This is a genomic window from Paenibacillus kobensis NBRC 15729, assembly GCF_004000825.1.
In the GTDB taxonomy this organism is placed as follows: domain Bacteria; phylum Bacillota; class Bacilli; order Paenibacillales; family Paenibacillaceae; genus Paenibacillus_T; species Paenibacillus_T kobensis.
This window is the reverse complement of sequence record NZ_BILZ01000059.1, coordinates 25300-36348: the sequence shown is the minus strand read 5'-3', so window position 1 is coordinate 36348 and position 11049 is coordinate 25300. Positions and strand designations below refer to the sequence as shown.

Annotated in this window: 8 protein-coding genes; all 8 read left to right on the top strand. The window is 58.9% G+C overall.

Annotated features, from left to right (window positions below):
- Positions 1–208 precede the first annotated feature (208 nt).
- The 8 genes from PKO01S_RS23980 to PKO01S_RS23945 all read left to right on the top strand — a co-directional run bounded on the left by PKO01S_RS23980 (position 209) and on the right by PKO01S_RS23945 (position 11032).
- The gene (locus PKO01S_RS23980; RefSeq protein WP_127533978.1) at positions 209–847 is read left to right on the top strand and encodes a CIS tube protein; all 639 of its coding nucleotides are present in this window, start codon (positions 209–211) and stop codon (positions 845–847) included.
- 1 nt (position 848) lies between these two features.
- Positions 849–1934, top strand: a complete 1086-nt coding sequence (locus PKO01S_RS23975) for a phage late control D family protein (protein ID WP_127533977.1) — start codon at positions 849–851, stop codon at positions 1932–1934.
- Entirely contained in the window at positions 1931–2581 is a 651-nt protein-coding gene (locus tag PKO01S_RS23970; RefSeq protein WP_127533976.1) for a phage baseplate assembly protein V, read from the top strand. The genes PKO01S_RS23975 and PKO01S_RS23970 overlap by 4 nt, the downstream gene beginning before the upstream one ends.
- A 28-nt stretch (positions 2582–2609) precedes the next feature.
- Positions 2610–2900 (top strand): PAAR domain-containing protein, encoded by a 291-nt coding sequence (locus tag PKO01S_RS23965; RefSeq protein WP_127533975.1) that lies wholly within the window; start codon positions 2610–2612, stop codon positions 2898–2900.
- Positions 2901–2961: 61 nt separating this feature from the next.
- Positions 2962–3357, top strand: coding sequence for a GPW/gp25 family protein (locus tag PKO01S_RS23960; protein WP_127533974.1), 396 nt, complete (start codon positions 2962–2964; stop codon positions 3355–3357).
- Positions 3358–3376: 19 nt separating this feature from the next.
- The gene (locus PKO01S_RS23955; RefSeq protein WP_127533973.1) at positions 3377–6562 is read left to right on the top strand and encodes a putative baseplate assembly protein; all 3186 of its coding nucleotides are present in this window, start codon (positions 3377–3379) and stop codon (positions 6560–6562) included.
- Between the two features lie 335 nt (positions 6563–6897).
- On the top strand, positions 6898–8967 hold the full coding sequence (locus PKO01S_RS23950; protein WP_127533972.1) for a putative baseplate assembly protein: 2070 nt from the start codon (positions 6898–6900) through the stop codon (positions 8965–8967).
- Positions 8954–11032 carry a phage tail protein gene (locus PKO01S_RS23945; RefSeq protein WP_164779741.1) on the top strand — a complete coding sequence of 693 codons (2079 nt, stop codon included), beginning with the start codon at positions 8954–8956 and terminating at the stop codon, positions 11030–11032. Before PKO01S_RS23950 ends, PKO01S_RS23945 begins: the two co-directional genes overlap by 14 nt.
- Positions 11033–11049 lie beyond the last annotated feature (17 nt).

Sequence of the window (11049 nt, the reverse complement as noted above, 5' to 3'; positions counted from 1 at the left end):
CTGCCGCCGGCGGGCGGCGCTCATCCGTATGCGCCGGCTGACCGGCACGGCGCGTCGATGACGGACGCCGAGCTGAAGCGGCTGACGGAGCAGGTGTACCGGATGCTGGAGAGGAAGCTCCGAATCGCGAAAGAGCGGCGGGGGCTGTAGGGTTAAACGCCGGCTTGCCATCAGACTATTTGGATAATGAAAGGGGAAGAGTGCGCGCATGGCGTTGGAGAAGGCGATGATACAGCCGCTTGATTATGACGGCAATAAGAAGGGCGATGCCGTCACGGTGTTGTTCAACCCGACGGAGTATTCGATCGACAAGAGCAATCAACTGCAGAGCACAGTCATTCCTGGCTTGCCGGCGCCCGTCACGCAATTCATCGGCGGCGGCGGCCAGACGCTGTCGATGGAGCTCTTCTTCGATACATACGAGCAAGAAGTCGACGTTCGGAAGTACACCGGTCAGGTAACGGGGTTGATGGACATGAATCCCGATTTGCACGCGCCGCCGATATGCATGGTCATTTGGGGCAAGATGCAGTTCAAAGCCGTTCTCGAACGGGCTTCGCAGCGGTTCACGATGTTTCTCGATACGGGCATCCCGGTCAGGGCTACGCTTAGCGTTACGTTCCGGGAATACCGGTCGATGACCGAACAACAACAGCAGCAGCAGACGAATCAGGCGGATCAGACGAAGCAGGTAACGGTGAAGCGCGGGGAGACGCTGTGGTCGATCGCGGGCCGCGAATGCGGCGATCCCGGCCGTTGGCGAAGCATCGCGAAGGCGAACGGCATTGCGGATCCGAGGAAGCTGCCGGCCGGCAAGACGCTCATTATTCCGCCGGTGGAGGCTTAAGATGGAGTTCGCACAGCTGGAGAAAAAATACGCCAATTTCTACGCGCCGCGGTTCGAAATTCTTCTCGAGGGCGAGGATCTGCTGTCCAAAGGAATGGTCATCGCTGGCGTCAGCGTCGAGCATTCACTGGAGGAAGCGGGATATTTCTCGTTCACCGTCGAGGACGCGTTCGATCCGGTGCGGCAAGACTTGCGGAGCGTAAGCGACCTGTTCGCGTTCGGCAGCAAAATCGAAATCAAGCTCGGCTACGCCAAAGAGATGAAGCGGATGCTTGTCGGAGTCATTACGTCGGTAGCGGTCGATTTTGCCGAATCGGGCTCTCCGCATTTGACCGTTAGCGGCTATGATGCCACCTACGCCATGATGAGAGGGAACAAGGCGAGATCGTGGGACGACATTAAGCACAGCGGCATTGCCTCCGCCATTGCGGGCGATTACAGCCTGCAGGCGGATTGCGAGGATACGCCCGTCACCCATCCGAAGCTGGCGAAGCAGGAAGGGGAAAGCGACTATCAATTTCTCAAAAAATTAGCCGAGCAAAATTATTACGACTTTTTCGTCTCCGGCGATAAGCTCGTTTTTAAAAAGCCGGGGATGAAGGCCGATCCGTTCGTGAAGCTGGAATGGCGTAAGTCGCTGATGAGCTTTCGTCCCGACGTTAATCTGACCGGCCAAGTGACGGAGGTCGAGGTACGGGGCTGGGATCTGAAGGAGAAGAAGGAGATCGTCGGCAAGGCGCAGGCGGGCGACGAATGGGCGGCCGACACGAGTAAAGGGCGCAAGAGCGGCGGCGACTACATGAAGCAGGTGTTCGGCGGCAAAGTCGTGCAGACTGTCCGGCGGCCGGTCGGCTCCCAGGCAGAGGCGGACCAGATGGCCAAGGCCATTCTGAACAAGCATGCGGAAGGGCTCGTGAACGGAAGCGCGGATACGATCGGCATTCCCGATCTGCTGCCGGGCATGCGGGTCGAACTGGCGGGCCTCGGGAAAATGTTCAGCAAACCGTACTATATCGAGGAAACGAGCCACAGCATCGATACGTCCGGTTACCGAACGACCTTTAAGGTGAAGGGGAACACGATATGAGCATGAATCTCGAAGGTCTTCTTGAGCCAAGCCGGGACAGGTCGCGGATCCAAGGCGTCATGATCGGAATCGTCACGAACAATCAAGACCCCGAAGGGCTGGCGCGCGTGAAGCTGACGTTTCCGTGGCGCGGCGCGTCGGACGAGAGCAACTGGGCGAGACTGGCGGTGCCGAGCGGCGGCAAAGACCGGGGTATTTATTTTTTGCCGGAGGTCGGGGATGAGGTGCTCGTTGCGTTCGAGAACGGCGATATCAATCATCCGTATGTGCTTGGGTCACTCTGGAACGGCAAGGATGCGCCGCCAAGCAGCAATGACGACGGCAACAACAATAAGCGCGTCATCAAATCGCGAAGCGGCCACGAAATCGTGCTCGACGACACGGACGGCAAGGAGAATATTACGATCAAGAGCAAGGACGGCCAGACGATTACGCTGACCGACGGCTCCGGCGGGCCGAAGCTCGAGTTCAAAGATTCGGGCGGCAACTCCGTCGTTATCGACGGGGCAGGCAACGAGATCGCAGTGAAGAGCACTCAGAAGGTGTCGATCAAGTCGAGCGTAGTGCAGATCGAGGCGGATGCTTCAATGACGCTCAAATCAGGCGGCACGCTCAAAATTCAAGGCGCGGTCGTTCAGATCAACTAACAACGCGGATATGGGGGTGCATGAGGCAATGCCGCCAGCTGCACGAATGGGAGATGCTACGAGCCACGGCACGCCGCTTAGCCCGGGACCGGGAAGCGCGAATGTACTGATCGGCGGTAAGCCGGCGTGGCGGGCTGGCTCCGATTTTCACGCGTGCGCGCTCGCGACGCCGAACCCGCATGTAGGGGGAGTCGCCGCTATGGGAAGCACGACGGTGTTCATTAACGGGCTGCCCGCCGTCCGGATGGGCGACAGCATTACGGAAGCCGGCGGCCCGAACGCCATCTTGATGGGCGAGCCGACGGTACTGATCGGCTAGACGCCGCTGTTGTCAGCGGCTGCCGAATGATCGCAAATGAGCGTAAGGTGGCGAGTCTGCAATGGCAAATTCATTTCTAGGAACGGGATGGAAGTTCCCGGTATCGCTCGAGCCGGCATCCGGCACGTTCGCGCTTTCTTCGGATGAAGCGGACATTCAAGAAGCGATCCGCATTATTTTATTTACGGCTAAGGGAGAACGCGTTATGCGTCCCGATTTCGGCTGCGGCATTCATGATTTTATATTCGAAACGATGAGCGTGTCGGTCGTCGGCCAGATGGAGGCGAGCGTCCGGGACGCGCTGATGCGGTGGGAGCCTCGGATCGAGGCGGTTACCGTGGAAGTGAAGCCGGACAGGGGAACCGTCGGCAAGCTGTTGATCGACATTCGTTACCGGGTCCGGTCGACGAATAACGAATACAATCTGGTCTATCCGTTCTATTTGCGAGAAGGATAGCCGCTAGGAAGGTGAGACGATGCGCGCTCCGCTCATCGACGGAAGGGACGTCGGACGGATTATCGGGCAGCTGCTGGAGCTGGCGCCCTACTACGTGCCAGAATGGAACGCGCTGAACGAACGCGATCCTGCTGCGGCCGTCATTCGCATATTCGCTGGGCAGTATGTGGATACGCTGGAGCGTCTGAACCGGGTACCGGACAAAAATTTGCTGACCTTTCTCAGCAAGCTCGGCGTATCCTTGCTGCCGGCTACGCAGGCAAGAGCGCCGGTCACGTTCCGGCTCAGCGCCGGCGTGAAGGAAGCGGTGCTCATTCCTGCACAGACGCAAGTTGCAGCGCAAGCCTTGGACGGCGGCAAGCCGGTCGTCTTCGAGACGAGGAAGCCGATGCTGGCGACGCCAGCCCGGATGACCGATCTGCTGAGCGCGTCTGCGGGAGCAGATGCGATCTATGCCGCGCCGCCGGGGATGGCGGAGCAACCGGTCGCGCCGTTGTGGGCGGTCGCCATAGCACCGGCTCGGCAAGGCGATGCGTCTCTGATGATCGACAGCGCGAAAGGCTTGTTGCCCGGCGATCTGCTGCTGGTCGGCGGAGCCGAGTATGCGGAGGTACAGCGTGCGAAGGACCATACGGTTACGCTGGCATCGCCGCTTCAGGCGGATTATGCTGCCGGCACTGAAGTGAGCCGTGTGACCCAATTTAAGCTGTTTGAAGGATTGAATAAGCAGGAGCATTTTATTTATTTGGCCCATGATGACCTGCTTCGCTGCGGCTCCGGCTCCGAGATTCGAATCATGCACGGGACCGAATCCTCGGACCCCATCTCTATTCGCTGGCAATATTGGGACGGCTCCTGGACCGACATGCAGCAATTACAATCGACCGGCAGCCTGAGGGCGAAGCCGGGAACGAAAGTGCTCGGGTTGACCGAGGTGAACGGCCGGTTCGGCCGCTGGCTTCGCGGCCGTGTGGCTCCTTCGCCGCAAGCTGCATTAGGATTAGCAGCGACGCAGCGAGCGGCAGCGGCAGGGAGGGGGGCAGATAACGGCCCCCCTGTAACGGACGGATACTTGAACGAAACGTGGCGCATAGCGGTGCAAGGCGACGAATCCCGCCCGGATCTCATGTTCAGCAACAACAATCCGGTCGAGCCTGGCGGTTCGTTTTACTTGTTCGGCGCGAGTCCCCGGACAGGGGATACACTGTATATTTCGAGCGCGGATGCTTTCTCCAAGAAAGGCGGAAGCGTCACGCTCACGTTCATTCTTGGCGAAGATGAGCCAAGCAAGAATGAGCGGGAGCAAGCGGCCTCCGCCGATCCCGTGAAGGACATCGTCACCAGCGAGGTGTCTTGGGAGTATTGGAACGGAGGCGGATGGCTGCGCTGGGAACGTACGGATATGGCCTATGACGAAGGTTCCAAGCTGAGTCTGACGTTCCGCAATGGCGACGACGTCGCATCGACAGCAGTGCAAGGCCAAGAAAACTTCTGGATCCGCTGCAGGCTGTTCGCCCTTCCTCCCAAGGATGAGCTGGAGATCGCCGGCAAGCGGCTGCTCATCCGGGATGCGGCGATCCACTATAAGGCGGTAGCGCCAGCCGAGCAGGCGCTTGAATACCGGAGCCTTCGTTACCGAGATTCGGCCGAAGGGAGCTGGCTTGAATCGGCGGACGCTTTGGACGAAGAGCAAGCGATGTACGTCGGCTTCGACCGTGCGCCGCTGCGGGGGCCGATTAGCCTTTATTTGTCGCTCGTCGACCAAGTGTACGATCCTGACCAGCATCCGATCGTGGAGTGGCAGTACTACGCGGAGAAGCGAGGCGGCTCGGGCTGGGTTAAGCTCGATGCCGTCGACGGCACTAATCATTTGACACGCAGCGGGTGCTTGGAGTTCGTCGGTCTGCCGGATTGGACGGAGACGGAAATTTTCGGAAGATCCCGGTTCTGGCTGCGTGCAGTCGATACGCTCGGCGTGTTCAAGACGGCGGATTCTAAGGGCGGAGAGCGGGCTCCGGCCCCAATCGTTCAAGGGATTTATCGTAACACAACGGTCGTCGATCAAGCCGAGAGCTTCAAGGATGAAGTGATCGGATCCTCGCGAGGAACGCCAGATGCTGTATTCACGGTATCCAAATCGCCGGTTGTCGCGGAAGAACTGTACGTCGACGAGCTCTCGTCGATCTCCGACCGCGAGCGGCAGGCGATGCTGGAAGCGGGAACAATCATTGTCGAAGAGAAGGATGACAAGGGAACCGTTACGAGGCTGTGGGTCCGGTGGACGGCTGCGGAAACGTTGACGGAAGCGGGACCGGACAACCGCTGTTACGCGATTGACCGTACGACGGGCCGGATCTGGTTCGGCGACGGCATTCACGGGAAAGTGCCTCCGATCGGAACGAACAATGTGAAGCTGAGCTACCGCAGCGGCGGCGGCGCAAGAGGCAATGTGGAAATCGGTGCGATCGCGATGCTGAAATCGTCCATTGCCTATGTGGACGGTGTCGCCAATCCGGAAGCAGCTGCGGGAGGCTACGACACCGAGGACAGCGCAGCAGCCAAAGAGCGCGGGCCGCTGATGATCCGCCACCGGTTCCGGGCCGTCACGGCGGCCGATTACGAAAGCCTCGTATTCGAGGCTGCCCGTGGAATCGCCCGGGTGAAATGCTTGCCGAACGTGAACGAGCAGGGGCAGCCGCAGACCGGCCGCATTTCGCTGCTTGTTGTCCCGCAGTCTGCTGAGCGGCTGCCCCAGCCGAGCGCTGCGCTCAGGCAGACGATTACGGACTATATCCAGAAGCACGCAGCGAACGTCGTAGCGTCGCAGTCGCATATTCACATCAGAGGTCCGGCTTATGCGGAAGTGTCCGTTCACACCGTACTCGTGACGGCCAGCATCGAAGACGTGCCGGATGCGGAGCGGGAAGCGTTAAGCCGGTTGAAGTCGTTTCTTCACCCTCTATCGGGGGGACCGGCAGGAACCGGATGGGAATTCGGGCGGGTACCGGCGCTGTCCGATCTGTACGTCTTGCTCGGAAGCGTAACCGGCCTCGAATACGTAGACCGTCTGGAGATGATCATACGCGATGCCGACGGACGGGAAGTGATCGTTAATCCGGCTCAGCAGCCGACTTCCGCTTTCCCGCAGCATTTGCTCATTTACAGCGGCATGCATCAGGTCGTCGTCAGGAGCTTGCAACGGTGATCGAGGAATGTTCGGCAGCGGTTAACACCAATTGAAGCCTCGTTCAGCTCAAGCGCGATTGCTGTACTGATGCAGCGTCAGGTTATACGTCGGTGTATTTGATTGTATTTCATGCAATGGAAAGTACGCCGACAGGCTGCATACATGCCGTTCATTGCAAACCTTGCAATGAATCTTTTTCAGATAACCATCTTTTTGGCCGAAAATGGCTAGAACCACTTGTTTTCCTTGTATAGACTGCAACGAAGATCTTAATATCCCCTAAAGCCGCTCATGTCATTGTACGAAATGCAACGGGGCGTCAAGCCGCTTATCCATACAAAGAGGTGTCCGCCATGCTTCCAATTCCTAATTTGGACGATAAGACATTTGCGCAGCTTATCGAGGACGCCAAGAAACAGATCCCGCGCTATGCGCCGGAGTGGACGGACTTCAACGTTCATGATCCCGGCATTACGATGCTGGAGCTGCTTGCTTGGCTGGCCGAAGGACAGCGCTATTATCTCGATCAAGTACGCGACGATCATATTCGCAAATATTTGAAGCTGCTCGGTACTTGTCCGGCTCCGTCCAAACCTGCAAGGGCGGAGGTTACCTTCATGCTCAAGGCGGGCTTGGAGGCGGCGGACGATACCGCAGAAAGCGCGGCTGCCGGCCAATCGGATGTAGAGGAGAACCCTCCGGCGGCATCCGATTCGCCTGGCAGCGGTGCGCATTATGCAGAGCAGCTTATCGTTCCCCAAGGCACGCCGCTAGCGGCGGGCGATTTTCGCTTCGTAACCGAACAGCAGTTGACCGTCACCTCCGCGTCTCTTATCAGTATTGTGACGCTGACCGGATCATCGGTCATCGACCAGACGGAGTCGGCGGGTCATGAAGGACTAAGCTTTAAAGCGTTCGGCGACAAAGCGGAGGCTGGCAGCAGCCTTTATCTCGGCTTCGACCGGCTAATAGAGCCGGGAACGCCGATTCCCGTTACGTTTAGATTATTTAATGATTATCCTGTGCCGATCGCTGAACAAGATGAAGGCGAGCTGTTCGAGGCGAAGCCGCCGGTTACACTCGAGTGGGAGTATTTGAATGAAAGCGAAGGCTGGTCGAGGCTGGAAGTATCGGGCGACGAAACGGTCATGCTGATGCGAAGCGGCCAGATCCTATTTCTGGCCCCGCAGGATGCTGGCTTGAAGCGGCTGTTCCTGACGGCACCAGCCGACTGCTGCTGGTTCCGGTGCACCGTTAAGTCGGAAGGCTATGAGCTTGCGCCGCGCATCGACAGCATTATGCTGCACACGGTTCCGGTCGTCCAGCTCGATTATGTGGAGAATGATTATATCGGCAGGTCCAGCGGCCTCAGCAATCAGACGTTCGAAGTGAGGGACGGCGGCGGCATCGTGCTTGACCCTCCTATGAAGGCGGAAGTGTTCGAGAACGGAACGGACGGCTCTTACGGCTGGTCCGGCTGGAAGGAATGGACTCGCCGGGAGGACTTGGACGCTTCAGGGCCTGATGATTCGCACTACGTATTCGATCCAAGCAGCGGCACGGTTCGGTTCGGGGACGGCTTGTACGGCAAAGTACCCCCTGCATCGGCGGAGCTAAGCAGTATACGCATCTCCTATTACCGGACGATGGGCAGGCAAGGAAACGTCAGTGCCGGCTCGATCTCGCAATTCGCGGATCATGACAGCGGGCTTGCAGGCAAGTTGGACGTCTTGCAGCTGCTGCCGGCTAGCGGAGGCGCCAATGCGGAAAGTGTGGAGGATGCGGCAGCCCGGGCAGTCAAGGAGCTGCGGCGTCTAACGCGCGCCGTAACGGACGACGATTACGAGCAGTTGGCATGCAGGACGCCGGGGCTTCGCGTTGCACGAGCTAAGGCTCTGTGGAGCGGCGACAATGCGGTTAAGGTCGTCGTCGTGCCTTACAGCGATAAGCCGAATCCGAATCCAAGCGCTGGCTTTCTGGACACCGTGTCCCGCTATCTCAACCGTCACCGGCTGTTAACGACGCGCGTTGCCGTCATCGCACCGCGCTACGTCAAGGTGCAGGCGAACGTGCTGGTCACGATCAACAGCGGCCATGACGGAGACGCGGTAGCGGCAGCTGTGTCGGCGGAGCTGTCCCGCTACCTGCATCCGCTGGAGGGCGGTCCGCATGGTACGGGATGGCCGTTCGGCCGAACGGTATATTTGTCGGAGCTGTATGCGCTCATCGATAAGGTAGACGGCGTTGACAGCGTGCAGCGGCTGCAGCTGTTCAATACGGAAGGGGGCGGGCGCATAGACGATCAGGGCAATTTCACGATGGATAACCATGCGCTTGTTTATTCGGACGGACACAGAATTGAGATCGAGCAGCAGATGTTCGGCCGCCCGCCGCAGGAAGGAGTCGGTTATGTCCGTGCTTGACCGCACCGAGTTTCATTACCATATTATTCGGTCGAAGCAGCGCTGGAGCGAAGGGCTGCTTCATCAGCTCGTATGGGATGACGGCGAGAGCGGTATCCGGATTCAGTCGGCGAACGATTATGCGACTGAGCTTACCGTAGATGCCGCTTCGCTGCTGCCTGCCGGAGGCGTCGTCACAGACGTTGCGCAAGGACCCCACGGCATGCTGCTGATGATGGACGAAACGTCCCGCAAAGTGTATGCCTACAACCCGGTTACCGGGCGGCTGGACAGACCCGAGGGCGTACTGTACGTGCAGGATGCCGGGATGAAGCTGTCGCGGAGTCCGGGGTTCGTATACGTATTGGAAAATACGGGCGAGACTAGCGTTCGGCTGTGCGCTTATGCAGAAGCAACGGGCCAGCCCGTCTGGACGGCGGGGGACGAATCGCCATTCGCCGCCTCCGGGCCGCCAGCGGATTGGTCGCCTTATGATGTTACGGCGGACGGTGACGGATTCTGCTACGTCACGCAGGCGGAAGGAGCGCCTGTTGCCGTTTTTGACCCCGGCGGAAGGTTCGTTCGCTGGATCGGCGGCCAAAACGAAAGCGGAACGGCCGGCTTAAGACTGACGGCGGCAGTGTCCGCCGCAGGCAAGCTGTACGTGCTGGACGCAGAAGCGAAGTCGCTCGCTTGTTATTCGGCAGAAGGGGAACTGAATTGGCGCGCGCCGATGCTTGGCGACACGAATCCGGTCTCCATTGCCGTCGATGACTCAGATGTCGTCTACATCGGGGAACGGGAACCGTCTGTGGGCTTGCAAGTGCCGATGATCCATCTGTACCGCGGCGATTCCGGCGAACCGATCGGTCCGCTTACGACATACCGCGGCGCGGCCGACCGCATTGTGTTCAGCCGCAACAATCTGTATTTGTTCAACCGGGCGGCGCAGAAGGTTACGCTGCTGCTGCGTCAGCCGGCGTTGTACCGCGACAGCGGTTCCCCGATCTCCAAGGGCGAGTACGTCTCGCGAAGCTTCGACAGTACGGAGGAAGCGATCCGGTGGCATAAGCTCGCGCTCGACCGCGACATTCCTGACAATACGCTTATTCGGGTGTCGTATCTGGTATCCGACTCACGGGAGTTTCTAATTGACCAGTCGCGCCGGAATCTCGATGACTATATTGCGGATACGGCGGTTCGCGCCTCGGATAAGGCTGCCGCCTTACAGCAGCTTCCGTGGTCGGAGACGACGGTCAGTCCGCGCGATATGCTTATCCGTGCAGAGCCAGGACGGTATTTATGGATTCGAATACAGCTGTTCGGGAGCGACAAGGATACGCCAATGCTAAGAGGCCTTCGGGTTGATTTTCCGCGGCTGTCTTATCTGAGGTATATGCCGGCTGTGTATCAGGAGGATCCGGCGAGCCGGGATTTGCTGGAACGTTTTCTATCGCTTATCGAGACGTTCATGACGGAGCTCGACGGCAAGATTGCGGCTTCTCCGAGATGGCTCGACGTCGACGCAGCGTCCGGCGATTACTTGCGGTGGCTTGCGACGTGGATCGGCATTGCTGTTGACCCGGGCTGGCCGGAGCATAAGCTTCGCAGCTTGATCAAAGGAATGCCGGACATTCACCGCATGCGCGGAACGAAGGAAGGTCTGGAACGAATCGTCCAACTGTATACGCAAGAGCTTCCGATTATCGTCGAAAATTACAGGCTGCAAGACATCGTCGATCCGGAGGCGAAGCAGGCGTTCGTGGAGCTGTTCGGCGACGACCCATACCGGTTCAGCGTGCTGCTGATGCCGAAGCAGCTGTCGGGGCTGGCCGAGCTTGAGACGATAAAGCGCATGATCGCGCACAACCAGCCGGCGCATACGGTAGCGGATGTCACTTGGCTGCAGCCTTGGATCTATCTCGGCGGCTATACGTTCATGGGGGTTAATACCGTGCTGACGCATCCGTCCGCCCGGTATGACGATGAATCCATAATGGACCGGGATACGATGCTGATGGACGAAACGCCGTTCGGACAGCTGGACGTCAGATCCGGCCTCGGCGCCGATACACGGCTTATATAACGAGCTATACGATGATG

What these genes read in the sequence shown, in the direction of transcription:
- PKO01S_RS23980 (WP_127533978.1), top strand. Translation starts at nt 209, where the DNA reads ATGGCGTTGGAGAAGGCGATGATACAGCCGCTTGATTATGACGGCAAT.
- PKO01S_RS23945 (WP_164779741.1), top strand. Translation starts at nt 8,954, where the DNA reads ATGTCCGTGCTTGACCGCACCGAGTTTCATTACCATATTATTCGGTCG.
- PKO01S_RS23965 (WP_127533975.1), top strand. Translation starts at nt 2,610, where the DNA reads ATGCCGCCAGCTGCACGAATGGGAGATGCTACGAGCCACGGCACGCCG.
- PKO01S_RS23960 (WP_127533974.1), top strand. Translation starts at nt 2,962, where the DNA reads ATGGCAAATTCATTTCTAGGAACGGGATGGAAGTTCCCGGTATCGCTC.
- PKO01S_RS23955 (WP_127533973.1), top strand. Translation starts at nt 3,377, where the DNA reads ATGCGCGCTCCGCTCATCGACGGAAGGGACGTCGGACGGATTATCGGG.
- PKO01S_RS23950 (WP_127533972.1), top strand. Translation starts at nt 6,898, where the DNA reads ATGCTTCCAATTCCTAATTTGGACGATAAGACATTTGCGCAGCTTATC.
- PKO01S_RS23970 (WP_127533976.1), top strand. Translation starts at nt 1,931, where the DNA reads ATGAGCATGAATCTCGAAGGTCTTCTTGAGCCAAGCCGGGACAGGTCG.
- PKO01S_RS23975 (WP_127533977.1), top strand. Translation starts at nt 849, where the DNA reads ATGGAGTTCGCACAGCTGGAGAAAAAATACGCCAATTTCTACGCGCCG.